Genomic DNA, 25229 nt, shown 5'->3' with positions numbered 1-25229 from the left:
GCTATGAACCTAAAAGGTGCCGAACTGGCGATCACCTGCGTCGCCCAATCCAGGTACGATATAGCCCTGGTCGTTAAGGCGCTCGTCGAGCGCGGCGATGTAAATGTCTATGTCTGGATGGGCCTCGCTCAGCTTGAGTAAGCCGTAAGGGGCCGCGATAATACAAACGAACGAGATGCGCTTAATACCCTTGGCCTTGAGGATATTGACTGCGTCAATGGCGGAGCCGCCTGTGGCCAGCATGGGATCGACGGCGTAGCAGATTTGTAGGTCGACCTTGTGAGGCAGGCGATTGTAGTACTCCAGTGCCTGGAGTGTACGCTCGTCGCGCCGTAGGCCCAGGTGCCAGATCTGCACATCATGTAAGACCTCGCGGAAGCCTTCGGCCAGGCCTAGTCCCGCGCGCAGAATAGGTGTGATACCAATGCCACCAGCGAGTTTGTAGCCTTGCATCTGCTCCAGGGGCGTCTCAATGGTCTTCTCCCGCAAGGCCAGCCCCGCTGTCGCCTCGTAGGCAATCAGGCTCCCAATCTCCTTGACCAGGCGGTAGAACTGCGAGGTGGGCGTCTCCTTATTGCGGAGCAAGGTCATTTTGTGCGCCATGACCGGGTGCCGGGAAATATGCACGCGTGGTAGCTGTAAAACTTCGGTGCGGCCAGGCTGAGGAATGCCCTGCATTGGCAGTTGAGGTCGCTCCTCCTGGCTGGAAATGTTCGACATAAAAATTTCTCCTTCGACATGGCAGCAGTAAATTCTCTGGAATTGTAGCAAAGATAGTGAGACGCGTCGAGCCCATATATGTTTTGATCCTGTGTTTTGATCCTGGCTTCATGGTCGCTTGCAACATATTTTCGCTACTAGCAAGCTATCCCCGTATCCTCCTATAGATGGCTGTTTATTGTTATACGTACAGGGAACTATGCTATACTACGCCCATATGGTTATAGGAGCATGTCAAATCACGTTGCATCTACCAGGATGCCACTCGCTAAAAGAGAAGCGTCAGATCGTCAAATCTGTCGTGACGCGGGTACGTAACCAGTTCTCTGTGGCTATTGCCGAGGTGGAAGAGCTTGACCGCTGGCAGATCACCAAAATTGGGATCTGCTATGTAAGCAATGATGCCCAGCATGCACGTGAGGTACTGGATCATGCCCGCCGCTATATTGAAGAGACACGTCCCGATATTTTGATTACTCACGCTGAAACTGAAGTTTTTCATTGGTAAAATAAATTATGTCATCACCAATGCTACAAACCGGGCAGAGAGATTCAGACATTTCAGTCTCTGTGCTCGGTATTCGTGTGGATCGCCTCACACAGCACCAGGCCCTCGATTATATTGATCAGCTTATCTCCCTGCGCCGTGAGCATAGCGAAGAGGTTCGCTGCCAGCAGGTTATTACCGTCAATACGGAATTCGTAATTGAGGCGCGGCGTAACACTGCCTTTCGTGCATGTATCAATGAAGCTGAACTGGTGGTACCAGATGGTATGGGCATCGTCTGGGCGACGCGCTACCTGGGTAGGCCCGCGCCTGAGCGTGTGACTGGCACAGACACTTTGCCTGAACTCGCAAAGCTATGTGCCGCCAGGGGGTACCGTCTCTATCTGCTGGGGGCCGCGCCGGGGGTCGCGGAGAGCGCCGCTGAACGCTTGTGTGCCCTGGCGCCCGGTCTACAGATCGCTGGCACCTACGCTGGTTCGCCAGATCCCACCGAAGAGGAGCCTATCCTGGAGCGTATTCGCCAGGCGCAGGCTGACGTGGTCTGTGTGGCTTATGGCGCTCCGGCCCAGGAACTCTGGATCTATCGCAACCTCTCACGCCTCCCGGCGGCGGTCGCTATGGGCGTAGGCGGGGCGTATGACTTCCTGGCGGGACGCAAGCTACGAGCGCCTAAAGCGATGCAGCGGATGGGACTGGAATGGCTCTATCGGCTCTACCGCGAACCCTGGCGTATCTGGCGTATGCTGGCCATTCCTCGCTTCATGATACTGGTCTTACTCAAAGGACAAAAAAAGGCATGACGATACAAATCACCGATTCCGCGCGCCTTAAAGCAGTTATCGCGGCTTTTCAGGGGAAACGGGCGCTTATTATTGGCGATATGGTCGCGGATGAATATCTTATTGGGCGCCCAACTCGTATCGCGCGTGAAGCCCCTGTCTTGATCCTCGACCTATACGAGGAGCGCACTATCCTGGGTGGGGCGGCTAATGTCGCGGTCAATGCCAACGCGCTTGGCGCGGAGGTCTTCCTGGCTGGAGTCGTGGGTGACGATATCGTGGGCAAGCGTCTGCGCCAGGCGATTGAGGAACTGGGTATGCACCAGGAGGGGGTTGTGACCGATAACACACGCCCAACCTCGACGAAAACGCGTGTCATGGCCGGTAGCTCCCAGGTGGTACGCCAGCATATTGTGCGCGTGGACCGGGTGAACAAGTCTGATATCTGTGAACCCAGCAAGAGCCAGCTCTGTGACTATATTCGCGAAGCGCTACCGAGCATGGACGCCGTCGTGCTCTCTGACTATGACCTGGGTATGATCAGTCCAGAGATCATCGAGATCTGTGTGCCCCTGGCGCGTGAGTTGAACAAGGTGATTGTCGTTGACTCTCATGGCTCATTGAGTCGCTTCCAGGGAGTAACGGCGCTGACACCGAACCAGCCAGAGGCGGAGAGTGCTCTGGGGATGATGATTGAGACGCTGGAGGATTTGAACCAGGCTGGTGCCCGTCTTCTTGAAGAATGTAACGCTCAGAGCGTCCTGATCACACGTGGAAGCGAGGGAATGAGCCTCTTCGAGTTTGGTAAAGAACCGTTGCATATTCCCATCTATCCGCTGCCACATGCAAGCGAGATTGTCGACACCAATGGAGCAGGCGATACGGTTGCGGCAACCTTTACCCTGGGGCTGGCCACGGGGGCATCCAAGGCGGAGGCCGCCTACCTGGCAAATGCCGCCGCCGCGCTGGTTGTGCGCCGCCTGGGTTGCGCCAGTAACACTCCTGAAGAGTTGAGGGGAATTTTGGCATGAGCAAAGAGATGATCGAGACGCGGAGCAAGGTGCTATCGCGTGCGCAACTGGCGCTAGAGGTCGTGCGCCGCCAGGAAGCGGGCGAGCGGGCCGTCTTTACCAATGGCTGTTTTGATCTGCTACACCTGGGGCATATTCGCTACCTGCAAGAGGCACGCAGCCTGGGTGATTTCTTGATCCTGGGGCTGAATAGCGACGAAAGCGTGCGGCATCTGAAGGGGCCAACGCGCCCCCTGGTGCCCGAGTTAGAGCGTGCCGAATTGCTTGCCGCCCTGGCTTGCATCGATTATGTCACGATCTTTGGCGAGCCTACGGCCAGCGAGTTGATCGCGACCCTGGAGCCAGCGATCTATGTCAAGGGTGGAGACTACGCGGGGAGCGTGCATGGCGTGGACCCTGAGAAACTGCCCGAGGCCCGGATCGTCTTTGGCTATGGGGGCGAGGTAAGCCTGATCTCCTACCTTCCTGGTCACTCAACCACGGAATTGATCCAGAAAATTCAGCGGCTATAATCATAAGTCATCCAGTCAGTAAAGATGAAGGGGTGGGCATAGAGCAACCGCAGGTTGCTCTATGCCCACCCCTTCATCTTTACTGACTATTTTAACCCTCTACATGAGTGAAGAGGTCGTTCTCGCCCATGGTGTCGTTGCCCACGCGTGATGTGGCCAATTGATAAAATTCGGTGCTGCGCAGTTTGCGCTGAAACTCGGGAAGCATTTGTGCGACAGGGTTGCTGGGATTAACCTGGGTGCGATGCTGGGAGGCCGCGAGCACTTTGTCATCTTGCCAGCGCTCAACATCCAGGACGACATTGATTTGTTCATCGGTAAGCCCCAGTGTTTGTGGGTCAGCATTCTTAAAGGGACCGCCTGGTTCTTGCTCTTGTAACCACTCTGTCATTGTGAGAATTTGCTGGCGCGTCATACCTGTATAGTAGAGTTTGGCGGCTGAGTGCGCGGGTCCCAGGTCTGGATAGAGCGCACTATCAGCGGCAGCATGAAACGCGCTGGTAGTGTAGCGGTAGATAGCCAGGTGATCGGGATGCCCATCTGCTCCCGTTTCGTCGAAGGTGACAATGACCTGGGGGCGAAATTGGCGGATAATTTGTACCAGTTTGCCAACCACTTCTGCCGGGCGAGCATGGATAAAGGCGCGAGCATGCTGATTATCTGGTGCGCCTCGCACTCCAGAGTCGCGGTAGCCCAAAAACCACAGGTTATTCACTCCAAGAAGGCTGGCGGCCATGCGCATCTCTTCTTCGCGAATCTCATCTAGATCGTCTCGTGTTTTGAGCAGAGGGTCAGAGATTTCGCCCACCTCACCACGGGTAGCAAAGATCAGGCCGGTCTCAATGCCAGAGGCGTGATAGTGAAGCAGGGCACCACTAATGAATCCTTCGTCGTCGGGATGGGCAAAAACGCCGAGCAGTCGTTTCGTTGACATGGTTTCTTTCCTTTGCGTTTTTCTGCCTGGATGAAACTCCTTTTAACTGTATCGTATTCTAGGAAGCCCTGTCAACAGCAAGGAAACAGCTTAAGAGTTGGTTATGTTGCAGTGTGTGTCGCGGTCTTCGCTTGCGACGCACACTGCAACATAACCAACCTTTACTATACTCTATTACTCATCCCTTTAGATTAGAGCGAATAACCGCTGTAATACTCTATGTTTCCTATGCTAAATATGCTACACTATATATGGTGAGGCGAATAAGGCACCTGAGGAACAAATCAAGCGTGCTATGATGGCAAGCCATGTAAGCCCTTCTTGATAGAAGCCAGACAACTTTGAATAAGGAGTGAGCGGCAACGATGTCACGTTCGATTCTAGATAAAGAATTGCAAGAGTTGGATGCGCAAATTATCCGCCTGGGGACGATGGTGGATGAGGCCCTGGAGAGAGCTTTGGAGGCCTTAGCGGCTGGTGACCTGGCGAAAGCTGGTATGGTCATCGAAAATGATGCATTAATCGATAGTCTGAGAGCCGCAGTGGAGGAGCGTGCCATTCGCCTGTTGACCCTACAGCAGCCACTGGGTGGGCGTGACCTGCGCTATCTGGCCTCGGTGCTTTCGATTGCGGGCGATCTTGAGCGCACTGGTGATGGCGCGGCTGGTATTGCGCAGAATATCCTGCGTATGACACCTCTGCGTGGGGATACAATGCCCCATGTCAAGATGGAGACGACTGGAATCAAGGATGCGGGCAGCGGAAATACAATTACGGAAGCCTCGATCATGAAAGGCATTCTCGACCTGGGGAAAGAGGCGCGTCGTGTCTTACAGGGCACCATTAAAGCCTTCAAGGATCGCGATGTGAAGGCCGCACGCTACATCTGGGAAGAAGATGATGTCGTAGATGTGCGTTACCATATGGTCCGTCATGACTTGATGGCCATGATGGGAGGCGCGCACGCAGTCCCAGCTCTCCTCAACGATTCCTTGATTCTCCAGCGCGCCACGTATCTCCTCTGGATGGCCCATAAACTTGAGCGCGTTGGCGATCACTGCGCCAACGTTTGTGAGCGTTTGCTCTTTATTGTCGAGGGTGATTCTTATGTACAGAATCTACCTCAGCAGGGGAAAGAGACGAAGCCGCAGATATAGGGCTTCAATTAGAAGGAGTATGGGAATGTGGCTGGGCTAAACCCAGCCACATTCCCATACTCCTTCTAATTTGTTATTGTTGAATGGCGCTCCAGAACTTGTTGGCCAGGACGGCATAGCCTGCTGCGCTTGGATGAAAGCCATCGCCGCTCACAAATTCAGGATGAGCCGTTAGTTCGCTCTGTTCGGCGAAGAGATCCACGACGGGATCATGGTAGCGCGCAGCCTCATGCGTGATGCCAGCGTTCCAGCGCTTAATCTCCTGCAGGATGCTAGCCTTCTGCGCGGGTGTACGTCCTCCAAAGCTGGGGAGGAGCGTCAGGTCTGGTAAATTTGCCAGTACGATGCGAGCATGGGTACCTGTCTGGAGCTGATCCAAAAGCGTATGTAGATCGCTCATATAGCTCTCATAGGTCACACCATCTACAAAATCATTAGCGACCAGCCAGATGGTAATCAGCTCTGGCGAAGTCGAGAGGGCCAGGGGCAGCTCGTTCGCGAGCGCTTTATGCAGGGTGCTGCCGCTGACGCCGAGGTTGATGAAATGTGAACCACGTGGCAGGTGCTGTGCGATACGTGGCGCATACCCCTGGGTCTCTGGATCGGTGCTGCCGACCCCTACGGCATCCGAGGCCCCAAGGGCCACATAGGTGAGGGCCTTGCCATTCAGCAACTGTTTCCCATTCACGGGCCGCGTTGGCGTTGGCCGTGCGCTTTGATTGCTGCCTCCATTACAGGCGCTACAGAAGAGGAGCAGAGCCAGCAGGCAGATACCCAATAAAGCACTGCCGGGTCGAATACGTTGTCTCATATGTCCCTTGCCAATTGCAATAGGTATTCTTGAGTATTAAATAGCTCACTTCTCATTATTGTAGCGTATTTAGACATCCATCTACCAGGGCGGCCCCTCTACAAAGAAGCGGAGGGATGGGTGTGCGGGCGAATCGCCCGCGCACACCCATCCCACTCCTCCTTACAATTATGCACGTGTATCGCGGTCTACTACAGCGAGCTGGCCGCTCTGGATGTCGATGACCAGGCCATGGATGGGGATGCGGGGCAGGTAGGGACTCTGACGAATGACCTCGACGACCTCGTGGACATTCATATGAACATCATGAAAGGCACCAAGCCAGCTTAGAAGCCCATTAAGATCGCCCAGATTTTCGCGCTGGATCAACTGTTGCGGATCGACTCCTAGGGCCTGCATAGAGGCAGTGAGCACAGTGGGATTCACGTGTGCGAGGCCGCATTCCGTATGGCCGACGACGAGCACTTCGCGTACGCCAAGGAGGTAGACACCACCTGCTAGGGAGCGAATAAGGTCGTTGGCGCCCCCGGTCCGCTCTAGCTGTGAGATAGTGGCGCCTGCCGTACGTAGCTCCAGGACATCTCCCCGCTGAAGCCCAAGGGCCTGCTCGAACATTGTCACCAGGCGACAATCCATGCAGGTGACGACGGCTGTGCGCTTACGCGGTGTATGACCAATGAGCGCGGGTCGCTGGGTCTGTAGAAAGCGCTCGTTATTAGCCAGAATTTCCTCTAACATAAATGGCAATCCTTTCATAATTTCTCATGCGCAGCTTATTAGCTTGTAGGGTCCATGCTGGCATGGACTGACGAGCGAAGCGATATCCCTCCCGGTGACGAGGCCCAGCTTGTGAGCACCTGAGTCCATGCCAGCATGAACCCTACACATAAGGTGAATAGACCACACTTATTTCTGGGTTAGGGTGTGGTGCGTCCTGGCAGCCGCAAGGCTGCCAGGACGCACCACACCCTAACCTTGGCGAGCGCCGCAGGCGCGAGAAGTGATGCGAAAAAAGTGCACATAAAGCAAGGCTTCAAGAAGAGAGACGTTGATCAGGCTCTGGAATAAGAACGTTAACTCTTACAGAAAGCAATTACAGCTATTTCATGTTCGTATAGAATAAGATAAAGTAATAAATGTTTGCATGTTTTTGTTGTATACTTATGCTCATATACAAATATTTTTCGTTTATTTTGGAAGGGAAATGTTGTAGTGAAGAAAAAGGTATTGATCGCGGAAGATATTCGTTCATTGCGTGTAGTGTGTAAGCATATTTTGCGCGGAAATGGATATAACGTCCTGGAGGCGCGGACGGGTGAAGACGCCTTCTGGCTTAGCCTCTATGAGCGACCTGAACTCGTCATTACCAGTGGGACCTTGCGGCGGACCAATGGCATATTGCTCACACGGGCGCTGGCTACCCATCGGGCGACGTCAAATATCCCCTTGCTCTTTGTGGTGGGTACGCCCTCTCAAGAGGAGCCGAGTTTTGTCGATCACCAATTACAAGATCCACAAGACTCATTGAATATCTACACACCCCTGTATACACCCCTGGACTCGAAGGACCTGTTAGTTTCGGTCGAAAGGTTCCTTGAACTTACAGGGCAATGGGAGGGAGAACAACAGAAGCGGGCCTGATAGCCCTGTGGACTCCAGGCTGTGCGCGAACGCGCGTGTCTATCTGTACGAAACCCTCCAGATATGCTATAGTGTCAAATATATGCCACTTATACGCTGACATAGAAGGTGGAATATTACGTCATTGAAAGATAACGTACCATTGGTAGAATCAGACAAACTGGAGCATGATAAGCCTGGCTATCTTGGTCCTACGCCCCCAGTGGGACAGTTGCCTCCCAAGGGAGAACGGCTCTGGATTGAAAATTCTGAACAGCTTTTGCACGCGGTAGAACTACTTAAGCAATCACCTGTAGTGGCGATAGACGCGGAGTTTACACAGGTACGCTCCCTCTCTGCGGAGAGTAATGGCAGTACCGTTCCGCGCCTGGCGCTATTGCAACTGGCTATTGAGAAGCAGTGCTTCGTGGTAGATACTCTCCGCCTGAAAGATCTCTCACCGTTGAATACAGTGGTGAGCGATCCTGATGTCATAGTTTTGCTGCATGGAGCGGGGGCTGATCTGCGGGTCATGGCCGAGCGAGGCGTGTTCGTGGCGCACTACTATGACCTGGAAGCGACGAGTCGCTCAGTCTTTGGGCAGCATGAGTCTTCGCTGGCAGCGATGCTCTGGCGGGCCTTTCATATGCGACTGGATAAGAGCTTGCAGCGAACAGATTGGACGCGGCGTCCCTTGCCACCGGCTATGGTGGCCTACGCGGCGCGTGATGCCGAGGCGACATTGGCCCTATATTCCTGGCTGGGCCAGCATTTTCATGCCGTTCTCCAGTTGCATGAATATCCTGGCCAGACGGAGCAGGCGGCATCCTGGATCGAGCCTTTTCTGCGTGGGACCGCGCATACCTCGCCCGAGATGGCGGTAATGGAGGCCAGGGCCGAGGGAATCATTCGTAACAAGGCTCAGATCTATGCCGATTGTCGCTATGCCCTGGCAAATGTGATCCATCCTATTCGGCGCAACCGCTTGTTGCGCCTGGTCGCTGATCTCATGCTGACACGCATGGCGCCTGATATTCTGCCACTGTTGCAGGCCTCGACCTCTGATGAGCGGGCTGGAAGCGCGCGTACACTGGGACGCCTGGGGATTAAGAGCGCACTAGAGCCACTACGCCTTCTGCTGCAAGATCCAGTGCAAGACGTACGCAAAGCCGCAGCCAACGCCATCCGCAATCTGGATGAGCGCGATCCGCACCAGCAGCGAACCATGCCGACACGTACAGCGGATGGTACGCGCAGTTGGGTTATTGAGTCGAATGAAAGCGAGCAGGCGAGCGCGAATGCTGGTGACGAGAACGACTGGAAGTCGCGCCTGCGCTCCATGATGGACGCCTAGTTTACATGAAAAGGGGAGTGGTGGTGGGCTGGCTGCGCCAGCCCACCACCACTCCCCTTTTCTATTACCCTACTTAGGCGCGGCGTGGAAGACGCGTGCCAAGCCAGACAAGAAATAGGAGCCCGGAGAGAATACTGGCCTGTCGAAGGCGCGTGGCCCAGAACACCTCTTGCTCCGGATCGCCCCCGCCCAGGCGTAGCAGGCGCGCAACTTTTAGCGAGACGGGATAAGCAACCTCTCCATCGGGAGCAGATGCATGAGAAGAAAGAATGATGAGATCGTCCGTCTGTGGGTGCGTTGAGGCTGGCTGCTGCTCCTGGTGCTGGCGAAGTTGCTCGGCTAGTGCGATAAAAAACTGTTGTGTAAGCAACTTGGCCGCTCCACGTGTGACGAGCGGAGGAACGAGTTTGCCGAAGGTAATATTGCCTTTGTATGCCACAATGATGTTCCCATGGCGCTCATTCAGATGAAGCGTCCCTTCGCCGCTGATGGCGTTGGTCGTTTCGGCACCCTCCAGGGTAAAGTGGCAGTAGTAAGGAGCGTGCCGGTCGGTAATCGTGAGCTGTCCTGTATACGTTCCCGCGAGTGGCGCTTGCTGGATTGTGAGCGAGACAGCATAGGTCTCCTTCCCTCGCTCCTCAATCTGAGTCAATCCGGGAAGGGCGTGTCGCAGGACGGCTTTGTCTGTTAAGCACTGCCACACCTCTTCTGGTGATGCTTGCAGCGTGTACGTGCCCTCAATATTCATAAGCCCTGGGTGGCAGAAATCCGTCTGCCTGCTGGCGACGGGAGGAGCCACCCGCTCCTTTCCTTGTTCGTAGTTTTAGTCATCACTACATACAATGAAGAATAGTAGTCATGACTGATGCCTTGTCCTACAAGGGATGAGTCTGTGATAATGCCCTGTTTTCGCGCTTAATGAGTGCGCTAGCTAGCATGTCGATACTAGTAAAGTTAATAATGACTGTGATCATTAACTATTATAGGGGAGATGCGAAGATGTCGCAACCGCACAGCCAGAAAACCAGGGCTTCCTCCTTCTCCTCTAGTTCTTGCCTCGGGGTAAGGGTATGTGTGCATGCTCCTGAGGTACCGCAGGTGCGATAAAACTCCAGTATGTGTGCGTGAAAAAAACGGCTTTGCCGTTTTTTTCACGCACACATACCCTTACCCCTGAGCGCCGTAGGCGCGAAGGCGCTGCTTGTAAATGCTTGCGTTCGTTTAGCACAGGGTGTATACTACTGCGGTATAAATGCGTGAGGAGGTAGTCGGGTCTTTGCCCCACCTCTGTAAGGAGCTTAAGAAGCAATGAAAGTAATTCTTTTAAAAGATGTGCAGGGTCTGGGTAAAGCCGGCGACCTGAAAGATGTCGCGAACGGATATGCTCGCAACTTTCTCTTGCCCCAGCAGGTAGCGGCTGCGGCGACTCCCAGCCTGCTCTCAAACCGCACACAGCGTATCGCCGCTGAGAAGCGCAAACAGGAAAAGTTGGAAGAGACGAATCGCCAGCTTGCTGAGCGTCTGGGCCAGGTCTCGCTCACCTTTAAGGCGCGAGTTGGTACGCAGGGTCGCCTCTATGGCTCGATTACAAGCCAGGATATTGCTGCCGCGTTGCGCGATGCTGAGAAGCTGACCGTAGATCGTCGCACTATCGAGCTTGCTGAGCCTATTCGTGCCCTGGGCACTTTCCAGGTCCCCGTCAAAATTGCTCCTCAACTGGAGCCTAAATTGACAGTAAGTGTCGTGGACGAGGCCGCCAAGTAAAGAACCAGGAACTGCAAAGTCCACGCTCCACGAGGAAGGAGAGAGCCCTGCCAGCTGGTGGCTGGCAGGGCTCTCTCCTTCCTCGTGGAGCGATTATTTCCCCTCGTAGCGCTCTGTGATATCACTTCCTGGACGATATGCGTTATGCTTGATGTCGCGCATGACACGGGGCAGATGAGGGAGCAGGTCAGAGGCTAATAAACCCGCATTACCCAGTTCCGCGCTGACACGCTCGCCCGCGCTGCTGTGGATGTAGACCGCCAGGCTGGCAGCGTCAAAGGGGGCGAGTCCCTGGGCCAGGAAGCCTGTGACGACTCCCGCCAGGACATCACCGGTGCCAGCGGTCGCCAGGGCAGCGTTCGCCTTCCAGTTCAGGCGTACCCGTCCATCGGGATGGGCGATGATCGTGCAGGCCCCTTTCAGCACAAGCGTTACCTGCCACTCCTGAGCCTTCTCCCTCGCCAGCGCCAAGCGATCAATCGAGCCACCTGAGACCTTTTGCCCTTTGCAGAGGCGGCTCATTTCGCCTGGATGGGGCGTGATGATTGTCCCCTCGGGGAGGAAGGTCCACCAGTGCTCCAGGGCTGAAAGGTTGTTGAGTCCATCAGCGTCGATCACGAGGTGGGGACGCTTCTCCGTCGGTTCTGAGCGCAAGTATTCCAGGACTTGCAGAATTGTCTCGCGGGTCTCAGACGATTGTCCCAGGCCTGGACCCATAAGCAAGGCGCGATAACCCGGCAGGTGGTCGCTGAGAGCCTGGGTGCGCTCATGCGTCTTGCCGCGATTCAGTTCGCTGGTGGGCCCCTCGGGCAGGATGGCAAAGGTGGCTTCATGGAGAGAACTGGCATAGATGGGAAGGGTTTTCTCAGTCACGGCCAGCGTAATCAAACCAGCGCCCACACGCCCGGAGGCACTACCAGCCAGATAGGCGGAGCCTGGGTAGGCTGCTGAGCCACAGAAGAGCATGACCTTGCCAAAGGTGCCCTTATTGCTGTTAAGGGGCCTGTGAGGAATGTAGGAGCGGCAGAAACCCTGGTTCAGCATCTCCGTCTGGAGATGGCTCTCTAAGTCCGTGGGGAGCCCAATAGAGCCCACATGCAGCTCACCGATATACTCACGGGCGGGAAAGAAGAAGAAGCCCAGTTTAGGACAGGCGAGCGTGATGGTCATATCGGCCTTGAGCGTCCCAGGATCGACCTCGCCGGTATCGGCATTGACCCCGCTAGGCAGATCAATGGCGACGATTCGCAGTTCTGGGCGCTGCTCGCCTTCACGTTTTACGCGCTCAAGCAAGGCACGCATATCATCGCTCAAGGGACGAGAGGTGCCTGTGCCCAGCAACGCATCAACCACATAATCCGCGCTCTGGAGCACTGACTCTAGCTCTTCGCTGGTATGGCGTTCATCGATATCCTGCCCCCGCACGGTTAATTTGTGTTGCTTCCAGGCGTAATAGCTGACCAGTGCGCCTGCTTTGACCAGGTGTTCAGCCATTACCATACCATCACCACCATTATTGCCGGGTCCGATCAGGAAGAGAACTTCGAGGTCGTTGATTGAATGGTGCGGAAGGAGTTGCGCCATGAAGATGTCTGCGGCGCTACTGCCTGCATGCTGCATAAGGATAGGGGATGTCAGACCGTGCTGGCGTTCTGCCTGAGCTTCTAGTTCTCTCATCTCCTCGATGGTAACGATATGCATGACGGCCCTCCAAGCCTTCGAAACGTGTGAATGTGTGGATTGACATTGTTGAATTCGCTCTTTGTACAATACCTATTGTACTGAGTCTACTTTAATCTCTAATACGAATACCAGCCCCCGCTAGCTTCTTTTTCCTTCGCGCTGTGACCTCGCTGCATCTGAATGCCAGGCTGAAGACAGAGGAGTCCTCAGCAATAATTCACAAGCCCTGGGTCTGGCACTTTTACTCGTTTCCTTCAGAGGCAAATGTTGATATAATATGTGTTACACAAATTTGGATCCTGGCCTGAAGGACCAGGGAAAGTATTAATTGCTTCGGGAGGTTCATTGTAGTGCAATGTAATCGTTGTGGGGCTACATTGTCCCCAGGCGTGCCAACCTGTCCTTATTGCGCCAATTCAACACCTTATAATACGGGCTCTTCCCCTCAGAACGCCTATACACCACCACCACCACCACCATCAAACTCATACGGCCAGCCGCCGTACGCTCCGCCTCCGCAGGTTCCATATGGACAGCCAATCATGGTACCAGTCATGGCGCAGCCGCGGAAACAATCAGGATGCGCCATCGCGGCAATTATCGTACTCGTCGTGCTGCTCGTTCTTACATGTGGCATTAGCGGAATCTATATTGCTGTCCAGAATAACAAAACCGCAACTATGAATCAGGACGCCACAGCGACAGCAGACGATGTCACAGCAACAGCATACTCAGTGCAACTCACACCTACGCCATATCCACCCTATACCGAAAGCGATTCACCTTCGAGGGCCACATTCTCCGAGGCCGCGCAGCAGGTGATTCCTACCGCGCAACTGGCAAATGAGGTTGATAGTCAGCAACGGCCAGTCACGCTGCAATCGAAGTTCCAGAGCGGCCAGACGGTCTATCTGTCCTATAAATGGGCACAAGGAAACACTGGCTATGTCCAAACCCGCTGGTATGTCAATGGCGAAATGAAAGATAAAGCCATGTCCAAGTATATCAATCAATATGCCGATGGTTATGGATATTTCTCGGATAGTTTTTCTACCTATGACGTCACTTTTCAAGGAACTGTAGAAGTTTTCTGGTGCCAGGATGCTGGCTGCACGCATGGCGGACTCGCGTGGGTGCGCCCGTTTAGCGTGATCGCCAGCTAGCCAGGATAGAATGCTTTCCATAGACGAGAAGAAGCGCGCGGGCAAGCCTCAACCTGCCCGCGCGCTTCTTCTCGTCTATGGAAACAATTATATCTTGCGCCTGGCGTTCTTCCGTTTAATATTGGGATTTACACCTCACCCACAATAAATTCCGAAGGCCGAGTTAAATTGACACCTTATTGGATGTATTATTCTGGTTTTAGTTGGATATATATGGATAGGATTTGCTTGGTGTGACAAAAAAGATCGGCTTGTGGGGCTTGTTGAGTAGAGTGTGTTGGATTATCTATTTGATAGCTGCTATACTGGCGCATATGAAACTTGCTTTAAAGATCACTCCACAACGGAGCACACAATACATGCACCTGGCGGACACCCTGGCCCTGCCAGAATTGCTGGTCAGCCCCCTACGGACTGAGATGGTCGCGGCGCAGCGCATAGAGCTGGCCGGACAGGGGTATGTTCTGGTCGAACTGAACGCCGGGACGACGCTGACACCCTGGCACCTGGATATACTAGGGCGCCTGGGAGCTACAAGCGAGATCTATGAATATTTTGAGTGTATTAGCGATGTGGAGGGACCATTACTGCGCCCACTTGCCTCACCTTACACGCCTTTTGTTCCTCATGAAATCGCGGAGGCGCGGCGTTACAGAGGCAAGACCAACGAACTCTTTACCCAGGTTTTGCTCAACGTAGCCGTCTTCTCTGGCGCGTATGCGATGCAGAGCACTGAGCGCCTGCGCATCCTTGATCCTCTGGCGGGTGGAGGCACCACCCTCTTTCTCGCCCTGGCCGCGGGCTACGACGCCTTTGGCATCGAGCTACAACGGCAGGATGTCGAGACCACCGCGGGGTATGTACGCCAGTACCTGACCGGCGAGGGGATTCCCTTTAAGGAGACGGATGAGCGGGGGCGCAAGGTGGGGCGGCGCTACCAGTTCGAGATTGGTCGCAAGGGGCAGAAGGTCACCAGGGCCAATGCGGATAGTACGCGGGCATTTGTACTCGCGCATGGAGATACGGGAGAGGCGCTCGCGCACATGCGTGAGATTCCAGGCGGACCCCGTATGCATGCCATTGTAGGCGATCTGCCATATGGCATACAGCACTTTGGCGAACTCTCCGATCTCTTGCAGAGGGCGCTCCCCACCTGGGAGCAGATGCTGCTTCCAGGTGGAACACTTGCCCTGGCCTGGAACGCAACGCGTATTGAACGTACTGAAATGGTTGAGCTTGTAAGCCGTGCGACGGGCCTGCATGTCCTGGACGAACCGCCCTATACGCAACTGGTGCATGCCGTTGATCGTGTGATTAAGCGACGCGATATCCTGGTTGCCGTCGCAGACTAACCACCATTCCCAAAATGCCCCCCTCCTATCTGGGAAGAGTCATCTCCCTAGCGACCCTCAAGGGTAGGAGGATATAGAAGGAAGAAACATTACCTCTATGGTCCTCGGAGAAAGGGGATGTGTGTAGAAGAATCCTGGCACGGGCAGCCCTCCAGGAGAAAGGGGATAAGAGCCATCTCCCCAGCGGTCCTCGGGGCAAGGGGATGTGTGGAAGAGCCATCTCCCCAACGGTCCTCGGGGCAAGGGGATGTGTGGAAGAGCCATCTCCCCAACGGTCCTCGAGGTAAGAAATGGAAAGCCCTGCCAGAAGCTCTGACAAAGATGCGCAGCGTGGACAAAGTAGCTTATAATGAGGGGAGAATCTCACATTTTTTAATCTTCCCATTATAAAAGCTTAATGTTTCCTATAGCAGAGCTGTTCCAGGGAAACGAGCAAAAAGCGATAAAAGCTAGTTATTGAGGTGCTTAATGCGTAATGTCCCAAATATCTTAAGTATCAGTCGTTTGATCTCAACGGTTATTGTGTTTATATTGGTTCTGGTCGATCAGCCGTGGGCGTACCTGGTCGCGACCGTGTTGTTTGCGCTTTCGGCGGTGACTGATTACTTTGATGGTTACCTGGCTCGGCGCTATAACCTGGTCTCGTCGCTGGGAGTGTTTCTCGATTTGACCGCCGATAAAGTATTTGTCGTATCCATTCTTATTGCGATGATAGAGGTTCGCCTGGTCTCCTCATGGATCGTATTTATCATCGTGACGCGCGAGTTTATGGTATCTGGTTTACGCTCCATTGCAGCCGCGCGTGGCAAGGTGATTCCCGCAGGCAAATGGGGTAAGCAAAAGACCTTTATTACCCTGATCGCTATCGGGGTCGTCTTGCTGGCCAAGGGACTGGGGGCGCATCTGTTGTCGCTCTTTCCCTGGCAGGTGGCCTTCAACAGTCAGACCCTGGTCTTCAATGAACTCCTGCTCTTTATTGGAGATATCCTCCTGATTGTTGCCACCATCTGGACCATCTTCTCTGGGATTGAATATACTGTTGGCGCGATACCCATTTTCCGCGAGGAGATTAAAGAAGAGAAGCAGAATAGCACCCTCTAGCTTCTAGCTCTCGTTTCTCTGGGAGTATTAACATGCGTTAATAGGACTTCTCGCCACTGCGTGGCTCGCAGGGGTAATGGATATGGGGTGGACATGCCGCAGGCATGTCCACCCCATATCCATTACCCCTGCGAAGCGTCCCTCTAGTTTGCGTTTGGCGTCGTATCGACTTTCTGGCCGAGTTTGCGCTCAGTGCCGGAGAGCAGGCGTTTGATATTGTCGGCATGGAAGATGATGACCAGGGCGGGGGAAATAATCAGGAAGAGCAATTGCTGGATCGTCACATGGGCGAAAAAGTGAGGGTTGCCCTGACTGATTAGAAAAAAGGTGAAGCCGCAAATAATGGTGCAGGCTGAACCGAGAACTGAACCAAGCGAGACATAGCGTGAGAGGATGATTGTTCCCACGGTGACAATCAGGCATATGAGAAAGATGGTGGGAGAGATGACCAGAAGCGCGCCACCACCGGTCAGCACACCGCGACCGCCCTTGAAGCCGATAAATACGGGATAACAATGGCCGAGCAGGGCCAGGATGCCAGCGATGGGTGGTCCCCAGCCACCAGCATTGAGAGCCGGAACCAGGAGGGCGAGCAGAGTGGGGCCAACTCCTTTAGACAGGTCAACCAGGAAAACAATGGCCGCTGGCCCCTTGCCGAGTGTACGCAGAACGTTGGTCGCCCCAATTTTATGGCTACCATAGTCGCGAATGTCAAAATCTTTCCCGCGTAAGATTTTTCCCATCCAGTAACCAGTAGGAATTGAACCCCATAAGTAGGCAATAAGTGCGCTCAGGATCACTGAAATAATGATACCAGGCATGAGAGCCTCCTCAAAATAAATAGCAGGCATTATAATATGTAAACGCGTGCTTTAGCAGCGTTGTCTGGAGCAGCGCCGTCTGGAGCAGCGTTGTCTGGTGGATCACCTCCTCCGCCTGCCCCCGACTCATTATAGTTGGAATGCGCCGAAATTACCAGATCATCAATGAAGAGCGACTACAGACGCCAGCTCCCATCGCGCATCCACTGGATATTGTCGTTTACAAGATGCTTGCCGACACGTGCCTTGAGCGCCAGGAGCGTACCAGGAATAACTTTGTCGCGTGCCTGTAAGGTCTCAGGATCACCTATAAGCAGGTGAAGGAGCGTGATATGCTCATTACTAGCAATGTGTGTGCGCACGAGCTGTGTGAGGGTAGGGGCATCGTCCACTCCCTGCTCAATGCTATTTTTACAGAGGAGGAGGCAGTTGTGGAGCAGAGTGGCTGCCTCACGCTCCTGGAGACTGAGGAGCAGCGTGTGACTGCTCATGGCTAGCCCATTTTGTTCACGTACCGTTGGAATGAGACGTAAACTTACATCAATGTGCAGATCATGTATAATTTTATGTATAATCGCGGCTTGGATAGCATCTTTTTGTCCCAGAAAGGCAATATCGGGACGTACAATAAGCAGAAGTTGACCCAGGGCCGTGGCGAACTCATTGAGGGCATTGTCTGTGCAATGCGCTGGCACCAGTGCCTCCTGGATAGAGCCGCCAAGGCGAATATAAGTCGCATATGCTGCTGGAAAGAGATCTTCCCAGCGGGGCGTGAACACCACGTCAACATCGCTTGCTGTGAGCAAACGCAGGCTCTCTTCCAGGCCGTGGGTGCTCATGGCCGTGTCACTGCAGGCATCAAAGGAGAGTGGAGTTCGTAAAAGACACACGACAGTGCTTTCGCAGTGCCCACGCGCGGTCACCAGGAGCGCTTGATGCCCGGCATGCATGCTCAGTTCATTTGTGATGGGGATGAAGCCAACACTTCCTCGTGTGAGCCAGCCGCGAGCGGTTTCGATCATCTCGTCGATTTCTTCTATAATACGCATAACCGTTTCCTGCGAAAGAGTAGATAAAGTATATTCCGTAGTGTGCTAAACGTATCGTGGGGTGGCAGGTAACGTTGCCACTACAATGTACCTCGTTATCCTAAGGAGGTTTTGCTATGAGTCAGATAGGTGTTGTGTTACGCAGAAGTATGCGCCTGCTGCTCCTGGTGCTCGCAAGTAGCGCTGCTTTTATCCTGGTCTATATTTTGCGAAAGAATGTGTTCAAGTCAGCGCCAGTGAGCGAAGAGAATGAAACGATTACCCTGCCTCCCATCTCACTCGCCACGCCGTCCACGTTTGTACCTGCCGCAAGCAGTGAAGCCGCTTTGGAGAAGGTAGCCGCGCAGTCTAACCCTGCTGTCAACACTCCTCTGACTTTAAGCGAGGAGCTTGTCCCGCCGCTGGCGCGTTCCATTCAGCCGCCAGAGGTGGTAACGGATGAAGATGTAGAACTGGCCACGCTCGACCCGGCGGTCTCGGCGCAAACCGAGACCATTGCGGCCTCAACCCCGAATGATTCACTGCCTGCTGACACCTCTGATATAATTGCTCAGGCGACCCCGGAGGAGAGCATCCAGCCTGTGTCCGCTCCCGAGCGCCAGGATGAGGTGATATCAGGCCTACTGGAGCCAGTATCGGCATCAGAGCCACAAGCGAGCGCTGAGATGGCTGTGGCTTACTGTGTGAAGTGTCGGACCAAGCGTGAGATGCAGGCGCCCGAGCGTTCAGTCACGAAAAATGGGCGGAGCGCCCTGGTGGGACATTGTCCTGTCTGTGGTACCAGATTATTCCGTTTTACTACGGGCTAAATCTGACCTTATCTGATTCACAAAAGTGAGGCTTACCCTCTCAGCAGGCGGAGAATAAGGGAAGCATGGCGCTCTAGATGAGGAATGAGCACAAGCATTTAGACATGGTCTGTGTATACACAAGATGAAATATACAAGATCGCGCCAGAATAGTGAAAATTTGTCCAGAAATTACTTGACGTAGTGAAAATGACAACGTATAATCTCCCTCATGTGTTTGGACACCTGTGTTTCTGTTGATCATGAAACACAGTGAAGCATCGCCTCGAAAAAATAAAAGAAAAATGGCAGTGGCGACAGGACGTTGCATACAAGCTAAAAATCGCAACGCTGCCTGGCTGTCTCCACGTTCATCCTCTTTTACCAGCGAAGACAAAATGGTAGCCGGGGTGGAGAAAAGGGTGCTACCTCTCGATAATAATGTAGAGAGGTCATGGATGGCGCGCGATGGTTGTGCGAGGGTCATGATGCAAAAGAGATATGAATAACATTTTTCACACAGATCTTTGAGGCGGGTATCTGGAATAAACCGGCTAGTTGGTTGAATTCGCGATACCAGGAGGAATTTTACAATGAGTATTGGTGGACAGAGTGAAACGAATTCAGAGCGTAAGGTAGTTCGTCTGACCCCACAGGGCTATACCAAGAATAAAGAACGTCTGGACTACTTGCGCAACGTAAAACGCAGGGAGGCTGCCGACTACGTTCATGAGGCTAAAGAGGCCGGTGATATTAGTGAGAGCAGCGCGTATGAAGATGCCAAGAATGAGCAAGCCAAGGTTGAGGGCGAGATCATTGAGCTTGAGCACCTGCTTGCAGTCGCCGAGGTGATTACGCCTGAGTCACTTGACCGACACGATGGAACGGTACGCATCGGCATGAAGGTTGAGCTTGAGAGTGAGAGCGGCGCCAAGCGCGTGTTCAAGATCGTAGAGACCTACGAAGCGGATCCAAAGTCTGGCCTTATCTCAGATCAATCTCCTGTTGGCAAAGCCTTGATGGGACATAAAGAGGGTGACGAGGTCACCGTGACGACCCCTGGAGGTGTGACCGGCTACACAATCCTCTCGATTACCACAATGTACGAATAGCGCCTGCTGCATTTGTTGCGTAGGGGTGTGTTGTGTCGGGTTGGCGAAGCCAACCCGACACAACACACCCCTACTCTATTCTTAGAAGACGAACTTGCCGTCTTTGGAGAAGAGCTCGCCGTCAACTCGAATCTCGCTGCCGCTGCGCAGGTCACAGACCATATCCCAGTGCAGGGCTGAGGTGTTCTGCCCGCCGACCTCGGGGAAGCCGTTGCCCAGCGCCAGGTGAACGGTCCCGCCCATCTTCTCGTCGAAGAGGATATTCTTGATGCAGCGATCCACGTCGCGGTTATTGCCAAAGGCGAACTCGCCCAGGCGGCGCGCCCCCTCGTCCAGGCTAAGCATCTGGTCCAGGTAATCCTGCCCCTGAGCGGCAGTAGCCTCAACCACGACGCCGTTCTCGAAGCGCAGGCGGACATCCTCGACCGAGCGACCATTGAACGCCGCCGGGAAGCTATAGCGGATATAACCATTGGCCGAGGTTTCGACCGGGCTGGTGAAGAACTCGCCACCGGGGAAGTTCTTCTTGCCATCGTCGTTGATGAAGCCGCGACCCTCGATGGAGAGCGTCAGGTCGGTATCCTGCCCCTGGATGTGAATAGTGCGCTTGCCTTTGAGCCACTCGACGTAGCGCTCCTGCTGGCGCGAGAGCTCTTGCCAGCTTGCCACTGGATCTTCATCGTTGAGCTTGCAGGCCTTGTAGACAAACTCTTCAAAGTCGCTCAGCGACATGTTAGCGTCCTGGGCATAGGCGCTGGTCGGGAACATGCAGATGTTCCAGCGCAGCGAACCTTCGGCTGAGCGCCTCATATAGGTCCCGGTCAGCTCGCGACCAGCCTTCTGGGCGTAGGCCAGGCGTGCGGGATCAACTCCACTCATGCCCCTGGTATTCTCATCACTCAGGATATTGATCCAGGTCTCGTATTCTTCGATGATATGGCGCATGCTGGGCGCGATATAGTCGAGTTGCTTGTCAGAGCCTTCTTTGAGCACAATCTCCCTGATGCCTGGCAGACTGACAAAGGTCTCAACAAAGGCGCCGGAGCGAACTGCCTCACGCGCAATCTCGCGTACCAGGGGGGCCGCGAGCGGCGAAGATTGGATCGCCAGGCGATCTCCCTCTTTGATGGTTGTCGAATGGTGAACGAGCACCTTTGCCATGCGCTGTAAACGAATATCACTCATAAGTTCTCTCCTTTTGAAAAAATCTTTATATGGTTAGTATATGCCAATTTATGGATGTAAATCACCTGCGTTTTCAGCGACCATAGCCGTCTCTGGCTGGCCTTCATGAGCAGGTAACAGAAAGAGGCTCAGTATGCCTGCCAGGACGATCAGGCCACCGCACAGGCCGAAGAGTATGTCGACGCGTACTAATTGCCCCAGAAAGCTTGCCAGGGTCGCAGAGAGCAGGCTAAAGCCAAACATGGAAGTATCAAGAACTGACTGAACACGGCCCATCATTTTTCCTGGTGTGACGCCCATAATCAAAGGCCCAAAGCCAATGTTGAGTCCAGCCTGGGGGATACAGATCAGGAAATTTAAGATCACAGCGGCCAGAAAAATGGTCTGGAACGAATAGACAATCAGTCCAACGCCAAGGAGCATAACGCCCCAGGATACCATCGCCTTCGGCGTAATCCTCTTACCTAAGAGACCGCAAACGACGGCTCCCACCAGGACGCCCACGCCGCCAGCGGCCATTAAGGTGCCGTAGAGTGAGGTTGGTGAATGTAGGCGTTGCGCGACAAAGATGATATCGAGCGAGTTGAGCGCGCCTGCCCCGAGCATAGCCAGCAGTGATATAAGGATCAGGACGAGCAGTGTGCGGGTCTTACGCACAAAGGTGAGGCCCTCCTGAAACTCGCGTAAGACCAGTTGTAGCCCCTGCTGTGAATTGGCCTCCTGGGCCTGATAAGCGTAGGGATGGACCTGCTCACGTGGAACACGCATCAAGCTGACGCAGAGGGCTGAGACACCAAAGGAAAGGGCGTTGATTGCCAATGCCAGCGTTGGGCCTACAAGGGTATAGAGCGGGGCGGCAATGGCGGGACCCAGAATGAAAGAGATCGCCATCAAGGTCTGGCTTACGGAGGCGGCCTGTCCCCGTTGCTCTTCTGGCACGATGGCCTGGAGCAGGGCTGCCTTGGCGGGCATAAAGAAGCGTGAGAAGGCTCCCAGCACAAAGACGCTCACATAGATGGCGGGGAGCCGCAGAGCGCCCGCAACCAGGAGCGGAATCAGGGTCAGCGCGGCGCGTGCAATATCTGCTGTAAGCATTGTCGTGCGCCGGTTCCAGCGATCTACAAAGACGCCCGCAAATGGTCCCAGGAGAAAGATAGGGGCGTATTCCGCTACCCAGATGCTACCTACAGCGCCCGCCTGGTGGGTGAGATCATAGATCCAGACCAGGAGGGTTGTCGTAAAAAAGAAGTCCCCAACATTAGAGATGCCCTGAGCGCATGCTAGTAAGACAAAATTGCGATTGTGGACAAGCCCTCGCCTGGGAATTGACGCACCAGTCCTGGCGCTTTCAGCCAGTGTGCCCGTTATAACCGGGCCTGGACTCTCGATTTGCATATGAATTTCTCCTGCGCATTCCCTGCTAGGGAAGAAGCAATTTATGGTTGGTGGCGGATACTCATCAGGTAGTCATAAACGTCTGGCGCGGCCTGTAGGCGTCCAACGAGACTGAATTTTTCGATGGTTGACTGAACGAGTTCGAGTGGGACATCGCCGGCGATGCTACAAAGCCCTACGATACTTAGATGCAGGTGTTTATTCTGTTGCAGCGCCTGCTCTAGCTCATGTCTGTTGATATGGCGAACCCCAACCGAGACTTCCTGTTGCGGTTGCTGTGGTTGTACATCGGCTATGAGTGCTGCTGGCATTGCTAGCTCTTTTTGTTGTTCGGGATAGCTGAAGAGCACATGCATGAACTCTTGCTCACCTTCAATCCCACGCGGTTTTTCGTACGTTTCATAGAGCTCGTTGATGCGCTTCAAAAGCTGGTGCATCTCATCGGTCGTCATATAGAGATGAGTCAGGACAAAGGCTAGTCCTGCCCCTGGCTCCTGTGTGCTTTGCATGGAGTGCTGAAAGGCAGCAAGGTATCCATCACGAGCCTGGTTCAAGAGCTGGCTGATGCCCTCGGCCGCCTCATCCTGTGATGCTGAAGAAAAGAGGCTCTTCGAGACATTGATGTTGCGCGCGACGGCCTGGTAGTACTTTTCCAGGATGCCGCCTTTTTCGCGGGTCTCAACCAGCTTGAGCAACTGCACCTTCTCTAGCTCCCGCACATGGTAATGAATCTTGGCTGGAGCCATGCCCAGCAACTCAGCCAGTTGCGTGACGGTCAGAGGCTTCTCTTTTAAATTGTCCATGATGCGCACGCGTAGCAGGTCGCTGATGGCACGCAACTGTTCCAGGCTTGTGATCTCATAAACATCAAGCATTCTTTATCATGCCACTTCTTTCTATCGATCAAAAATTTTTGATCATGTAAGAAGAATAAACTATACGCTCGGACTTTGTCAAGTCCATTAAGCAGGGGTGTATCGCCGAAAAAGGGACCGCAGCGTTTCGCTGCGGTCCCTTTTTCGGCGATACAATCTAATACATGCGTTTGGGCTTGCGCCTGCGCTCGGGTGGGAGCAGGACATCCAGGGCGTCATCGACGGTGACGATGCCTTGTAAGGCGCGCTGGTCATTGACAACCGGGACGGCAAGCAGGTTATACTTGGCGATCTTCTCGGCTACCTCGTGTGCGCCGGTCTCTGGGACCACGGAGATCAGGTCGACCTCCATGAGCTGGTGTAACTGCTGGGTTGGTCCGGCAATGAGTAGCTCCCAGAGCGAAACGACGCCTACCAGGGGACTCTCCTCGTCCTCTTCGTTCTCGACGCAGTAGACGTAGGCCGTGCGCAAGCCATGCTCGCGTGCATTGGTACGCACCGCCTCCAGGGCCTCTTGTATCGTACGCGTCTGGGTGAGCGCGAGAAAATCAGTGGTCATCAGGCCGCCTGCGCTATCATCGGCATACTCAAGCAGTTCCTGTACCTCTTCTGATTCTTCGGGCGTCATACGGTGGAGGAGTTCCTGCGCCCGCTCCTCGGGCAGACGTGCGATGAGGTCAGCGGCCTCGTCTGGTCCCATGGTTTGTAGGATATCGGCGGCTCGCTCTGGCTCAATATTTTCCAGGATATGGCTTTGCCGCTCGGTATCTATCTCCTCCATGGTGGCCGCAGCCGTTTCATCGTCGAGTCCCTCGATGATGCGTGCTCCCTGGCCGGGTGTAAGCTGGTGGACTATTTCGGCAATATCCGCCGGGTGCATTTCGGCCAGGTGACCTGAGAGGATGCGCTGAACGTGCGGCGCCTCTTCTTCTTCTAGACCTTCCTTCTCGTCCTGGGCGCCTGGACGTGGTTGTCTAATGAGCTCGATCTGTTGCCAGGGAAGGGGAACGGAGGGGTAGTCACGGCCTTTCGAGCCAAGGAGCCAGGAAGGGGCTAAGCGGCGAACAAGCCCGAAGGCGCTATTGTCGATTCCGAGGATGCGCCAGCTCTCATCTAAGCAGACGTCGTTGACACGAACTGCCTTCTTGCGTTTAATATCGATAACCTGCTTATCGAGCACTTCCTGGGCAAGGGATATCTCATCTGGCTCTTCAACGAGCTCACGCGAGGCACGCGTTAACTGCTGGAGAGGGGTGTTCAGGCGCAGTGCCCCCTCGAACCAGCTAACGTCACGAAGAGGAACGCGCCAGCGCTGTTCCTCTTCGCTATCGATAAGCAGCGTGCTAGGATAGGCAGGCTCGTCGCTGCCCACCAGCTTTGCTGGCAGTAACACATCAACAATACGGCCTATCCGCGTATCTTGCGCGTTCTCGACCGGTGTGCCAAGTAACTGGCTTAAGTACAACATAGTCTGTGTATTTTGTCTCCCTTTTGGTGCAAAGGGGCATCTGGCAC

At 54.2% G+C, this 25229-nt stretch carries 25 protein-coding genes; 13 read left to right on the top strand and 12 right to left on the bottom strand.

Annotated features, from left to right (window positions below; genetic code table 11):
• Positions 1–9: 9 nt before the first annotated feature.
• Positions 10–678, bottom strand: a complete 669-nt coding sequence (gene upp, locus KRAC_RS25160) for a uracil phosphoribosyltransferase (RefSeq protein WP_007912014.1) — start codon at positions 676–678, stop codon at positions 10–12.
• A 241-nt stretch (positions 679–919) separates the two neighbouring features.
• Here upp and KRAC_RS25155 point away from each other — a divergent pair, with 241 nt between their 5' ends.
• From KRAC_RS25155 to KRAC_RS25140, 4 genes are read left to right on the top strand one after another with little or no spacing between them, the layout of a single operon-like run.
• Entirely contained in the window at positions 920–1228 is a 309-nt protein-coding gene (locus KRAC_RS25155; RefSeq protein ID WP_338010123.1) for a DUF503 domain-containing protein, read from the top strand.
• Between the two features lie 8 nt (positions 1229–1236).
• Positions 1237–2028, top strand: a complete 792-nt coding sequence (locus KRAC_RS25150) for a WecB/TagA/CpsF family glycosyltransferase (protein WP_007912010.1) — start codon at positions 1237–1239, stop codon at positions 2026–2028.
• On the top strand, positions 2025–3038 hold the full coding sequence (locus tag KRAC_RS25145; protein ID WP_007912003.1) for a bifunctional heptose 7-phosphate kinase/heptose 1-phosphate adenyltransferase: 1014 nt from the start codon (positions 2025–2027) through the stop codon (positions 3036–3038). Before KRAC_RS25150 ends, KRAC_RS25145 begins: the two co-directional genes overlap by 4 nt.
• Positions 3035–3550, top strand: coding sequence for an adenylyltransferase/cytidyltransferase family protein (locus tag KRAC_RS25140; RefSeq protein ID WP_007912002.1), 516 nt, complete (start codon positions 3035–3037; stop codon positions 3548–3550). The genes KRAC_RS25145 and KRAC_RS25140 overlap by 4 nt, the downstream gene beginning before the upstream one ends.
• 91 nt (positions 3551–3641) lie before the next feature.
• On the opposite strand, the gene KRAC_RS62440 is transcribed toward KRAC_RS25140, so the two are convergent.
• Complete coding sequence (locus tag KRAC_RS62440) at positions 3642–4484, bottom strand: PIG-L family deacetylase (protein ID WP_007912001.1); 843 nt, start codon at positions 4482–4484, stop codon at positions 3642–3644.
• A 365-nt stretch (positions 4485–4849) separates the two neighbouring features.
• On the opposite strand from KRAC_RS62440, the gene KRAC_RS62435 reads away from it, so the two are divergent.
• On the top strand, positions 4850–5641 hold the full coding sequence (locus KRAC_RS62435; protein ID WP_007912000.1) for a phosphate signaling complex PhoU family protein: 792 nt from the start codon (positions 4850–4852) through the stop codon (positions 5639–5641).
• 73 nt (positions 5642–5714) lie between these two features.
• Here the strand turns inward: KRAC_RS62435 and KRAC_RS25125 are convergent, their stop codons facing one another.
• Positions 5715–6452, bottom strand: a complete 738-nt coding sequence (locus KRAC_RS25125) for an SGNH/GDSL hydrolase family protein (RefSeq protein WP_007911999.1) — start codon at positions 6450–6452, stop codon at positions 5715–5717.
• Between the two features lie 168 nt (positions 6453–6620).
• Positions 6621–7190, bottom strand: coding sequence for a beta-class carbonic anhydrase (locus KRAC_RS25120; RefSeq protein WP_007911996.1), 570 nt, complete (start codon positions 7188–7190; stop codon positions 6621–6623).
• Positions 7191–7664: 474 nt separating this feature from the next.
• On the opposite strand from KRAC_RS25120, the gene KRAC_RS25115 reads away from it, so the two are divergent.
• Positions 7665–8093, top strand: a complete 429-nt coding sequence (locus tag KRAC_RS25115) for a response regulator (protein ID WP_007911995.1) — start codon at positions 7665–7667, stop codon at positions 8091–8093.
• Between the two features lie 142 nt (positions 8094–8235).
• Complete coding sequence (locus KRAC_RS25110) at positions 8236–9426, top strand: HEAT repeat domain-containing protein (RefSeq protein WP_040444119.1); 1191 nt, start codon at positions 8236–8238, stop codon at positions 9424–9426.
• Positions 9427–9499: 73 nt separating this feature from the next.
• Here KRAC_RS25110 and KRAC_RS25105 read toward each other — a convergent pair whose 3' ends face one another.
• Positions 9500–10225, bottom strand: coding sequence for an SRPBCC family protein (locus KRAC_RS25105; RefSeq protein WP_040444116.1), 726 nt, complete (start codon positions 10223–10225; stop codon positions 9500–9502).
• Positions 10226–10734: 509 nt separating this feature from the next.
• Between KRAC_RS25105 and rplI the strand changes: the two genes are divergently transcribed.
• Positions 10735–11190, top strand: a complete 456-nt coding sequence (gene rplI / locus KRAC_RS25100) for a 50S ribosomal protein L9 (RefSeq protein ID WP_007911992.1) — start codon at positions 10735–10737, stop codon at positions 11188–11190.
• Positions 11191–11283: 93 nt separating this feature from the next.
• Here rplI and KRAC_RS25095 read toward each other — a convergent pair whose 3' ends face one another.
• The gene (locus KRAC_RS25095) at positions 11284–12891 is read right to left on the bottom strand and encodes a bifunctional ADP-dependent NAD(P)H-hydrate dehydratase/NAD(P)H-hydrate epimerase (RefSeq protein WP_007911991.1); all 1608 of its coding nucleotides are present in this window, start codon (positions 12889–12891) and stop codon (positions 11284–11286) included.
• A 524-nt stretch (positions 12892–13415) separates the two neighbouring features.
• On the opposite strand from KRAC_RS25095, the gene KRAC_RS25090 reads away from it, so the two are divergent.
• From KRAC_RS25090 to pgsA, 3 genes are all read left to right on the top strand, one after another.
• Entirely contained in the window at positions 13416–14036 is a 621-nt protein-coding gene (locus tag KRAC_RS25090; RefSeq protein WP_007911990.1) for a hypothetical protein, read from the top strand.
• 233 nt (positions 14037–14269) lie between these two features.
• On the top strand, positions 14270–15388 hold the full coding sequence (locus KRAC_RS25085; protein WP_007911988.1) for a TRM11 family methyltransferase: 1119 nt from the start codon (positions 14270–14272) through the stop codon (positions 15386–15388).
• 468 nt (positions 15389–15856) lie between these two features.
• The gene (gene pgsA, locus KRAC_RS25080) at positions 15857–16489 is read left to right on the top strand and encodes a CDP-diacylglycerol--glycerol-3-phosphate 3-phosphatidyltransferase (RefSeq protein ID WP_007911986.1); all 633 of its coding nucleotides are present in this window, start codon (positions 15857–15859) and stop codon (positions 16487–16489) included.
• A 143-nt stretch (positions 16490–16632) separates the two neighbouring features.
• On the opposite strand, the gene plsY is transcribed toward pgsA, so the two are convergent.
• Both plsY and KRAC_RS25070 read right to left on the bottom strand, forming a co-directional pair.
• Positions 16633–17310 (bottom strand): glycerol-3-phosphate 1-O-acyltransferase PlsY, encoded by a 678-nt coding sequence (plsY, locus tag KRAC_RS25075; RefSeq protein WP_007911985.1) that lies wholly within the window; start codon positions 17308–17310, stop codon positions 16633–16635.
• Between the two features lie 176 nt (positions 17311–17486).
• Positions 17487–18359 (bottom strand): pantoate--beta-alanine ligase, encoded by an 873-nt coding sequence (locus KRAC_RS25070; RefSeq protein WP_007911983.1) that lies wholly within the window; start codon positions 18357–18359, stop codon positions 17487–17489.
• A gap of 116 nt (positions 18360–18475) precedes the next feature.
• Between KRAC_RS25070 and KRAC_RS66460 the strand changes: the two genes are divergently transcribed.
• The gene (locus tag KRAC_RS66460) at positions 18476–19168 is read left to right on the top strand and encodes a DUF5679 domain-containing protein (RefSeq protein ID WP_007911981.1); all 693 of its coding nucleotides are present in this window, start codon (positions 18476–18478) and stop codon (positions 19166–19168) included.
• Between the two features lie 572 nt (positions 19169–19740).
• A complete protein-coding gene (gene greA, locus KRAC_RS25060) occupies positions 19741–20259 on the top strand; it encodes a transcription elongation factor GreA (RefSeq protein ID WP_007911979.1) in 519 nt (172 codons plus the stop codon).
• A gap of 81 nt (positions 20260–20340) precedes the next feature.
• Here the strand turns inward: greA and KRAC_RS25055 are convergent, their stop codons facing one another.
• The 4 genes from KRAC_RS25055 to KRAC_RS25040 all read right to left on the bottom strand — a co-directional run bounded on the left by KRAC_RS25055 (position 20341) and on the right by KRAC_RS25040 (position 25182).
• The gene (locus KRAC_RS25055) at positions 20341–21444 is read right to left on the bottom strand and encodes an aminopeptidase (RefSeq protein WP_007911977.1); all 1104 of its coding nucleotides are present in this window, start codon (positions 21442–21444) and stop codon (positions 20341–20343) included.
• A gap of 48 nt (positions 21445–21492) precedes the next feature.
• On the bottom strand, positions 21493–22839 hold the full coding sequence (locus tag KRAC_RS25050; protein WP_007911976.1) for an MFS transporter: 1347 nt from the start codon (positions 22837–22839) through the stop codon (positions 21493–21495).
• Between the two features lie 41 nt (positions 22840–22880).
• Positions 22881–23714 (bottom strand): helix-turn-helix domain-containing protein, encoded by an 834-nt coding sequence (locus KRAC_RS62430; RefSeq protein WP_007911974.1) that lies wholly within the window; start codon positions 23712–23714, stop codon positions 22881–22883.
• 157 nt (positions 23715–23871) lie between these two features.
• Positions 23872–25182 carry a magnesium transporter MgtE N-terminal domain-containing protein gene (locus tag KRAC_RS25040; RefSeq protein ID WP_007911972.1) on the bottom strand — a complete coding sequence of 437 codons (1311 nt, stop codon included), beginning with the start codon at positions 25180–25182 and terminating at the stop codon, positions 23872–23874.
• Between the last annotated feature and the right edge of the window lie 47 nt (positions 25183–25229).

The organism is Ktedonobacter racemifer DSM 44963, assembly GCF_000178855.1.
GTDB lineage: Bacteria > Chloroflexota > Ktedonobacteria > Ktedonobacterales > Ktedonobacteraceae > Ktedonobacter > Ktedonobacter racemifer.
This window is presented reverse-complemented; position numbering and strand designations above follow the sequence as displayed.

What these genes read in the sequence shown, in the direction of transcription:
- upp (WP_007912014.1), bottom strand. Translation starts at nt 678, where the DNA reads ATGCAGGGCATTCCTCAGCCTGGCCGCACCGAAGTTTTACAGCTACCA.
- KRAC_RS25155 (WP_338010123.1), top strand. Translation starts at nt 920, where the DNA reads ATGCTATACTACGCCCATATGGTTATAGGAGCATGTCAAATCACGTTG.
- KRAC_RS25150 (WP_007912010.1), top strand. Translation starts at nt 1,237, where the DNA reads ATGTCATCACCAATGCTACAAACCGGGCAGAGAGATTCAGACATTTCA.
- KRAC_RS25145 (WP_007912003.1), top strand. Translation starts at nt 2,025, where the DNA reads ATGACGATACAAATCACCGATTCCGCGCGCCTTAAAGCAGTTATCGCG.
- KRAC_RS25140 (WP_007912002.1), top strand. Translation starts at nt 3,035, where the DNA reads ATGAGCAAAGAGATGATCGAGACGCGGAGCAAGGTGCTATCGCGTGCG.
- KRAC_RS62440 (WP_007912001.1), bottom strand. Translation starts at nt 4,484, where the DNA reads ATGTCAACGAAACGACTGCTCGGCGTTTTTGCCCATCCCGACGACGAA.
- KRAC_RS62435 (WP_007912000.1), top strand. Translation starts at nt 4,850, where the DNA reads ATGTCACGTTCGATTCTAGATAAAGAATTGCAAGAGTTGGATGCGCAA.
- KRAC_RS25125 (WP_007911999.1), bottom strand. Translation starts at nt 6,452, where the DNA reads ATGAGACAACGTATTCGACCCGGCAGTGCTTTATTGGGTATCTGCCTG.
- KRAC_RS25120 (WP_007911996.1), bottom strand. Translation starts at nt 7,190, where the DNA reads ATGTTAGAGGAAATTCTGGCTAATAACGAGCGCTTTCTACAGACCCAG.
- rplI (WP_007911992.1), top strand. Translation starts at nt 10,735, where the DNA reads ATGAAAGTAATTCTTTTAAAAGATGTGCAGGGTCTGGGTAAAGCCGGC.
- KRAC_RS25095 (WP_007911991.1), bottom strand. Translation starts at nt 12,891, where the DNA reads ATGCATATCGTTACCATCGAGGAGATGAGAGAACTAGAAGCTCAGGCA.
- KRAC_RS25090 (WP_007911990.1), top strand. Translation starts at nt 13,416, where the DNA reads ATGGTACCAGTCATGGCGCAGCCGCGGAAACAATCAGGATGCGCCATC.
- pgsA (WP_007911986.1), top strand. Translation starts at nt 15,857, where the DNA reads ATGCGTAATGTCCCAAATATCTTAAGTATCAGTCGTTTGATCTCAACG.
- plsY (WP_007911985.1), bottom strand. Translation starts at nt 17,310, where the DNA reads ATGCCTGGTATCATTATTTCAGTGATCCTGAGCGCACTTATTGCCTAC.
- KRAC_RS25070 (WP_007911983.1), bottom strand. Translation starts at nt 18,359, where the DNA reads ATGCGTATTATAGAAGAAATCGACGAGATGATCGAAACCGCTCGCGGC.
- KRAC_RS66460 (WP_007911981.1), top strand. Translation starts at nt 18,476, where the DNA reads ATGAGTCAGATAGGTGTTGTGTTACGCAGAAGTATGCGCCTGCTGCTC.
- greA (WP_007911979.1), top strand. Translation starts at nt 19,741, where the DNA reads ATGAGTATTGGTGGACAGAGTGAAACGAATTCAGAGCGTAAGGTAGTT.
- KRAC_RS25055 (WP_007911977.1), bottom strand. Translation starts at nt 21,444, where the DNA reads ATGAGTGATATTCGTTTACAGCGCATGGCAAAGGTGCTCGTTCACCAT.
- KRAC_RS25050 (WP_007911976.1), bottom strand. Translation starts at nt 22,839, where the DNA reads ATGCAAATCGAGAGTCCAGGCCCGGTTATAACGGGCACACTGGCTGAA.
- KRAC_RS62430 (WP_007911974.1), bottom strand. Translation starts at nt 23,714, where the DNA reads ATGCTTGATGTTTATGAGATCACAAGCCTGGAACAGTTGCGTGCCATC.
- KRAC_RS25040 (WP_007911972.1), bottom strand. Translation starts at nt 25,182, where the DNA reads ATGTTGTACTTAAGCCAGTTACTTGGCACACCGGTCGAGAACGCGCAA.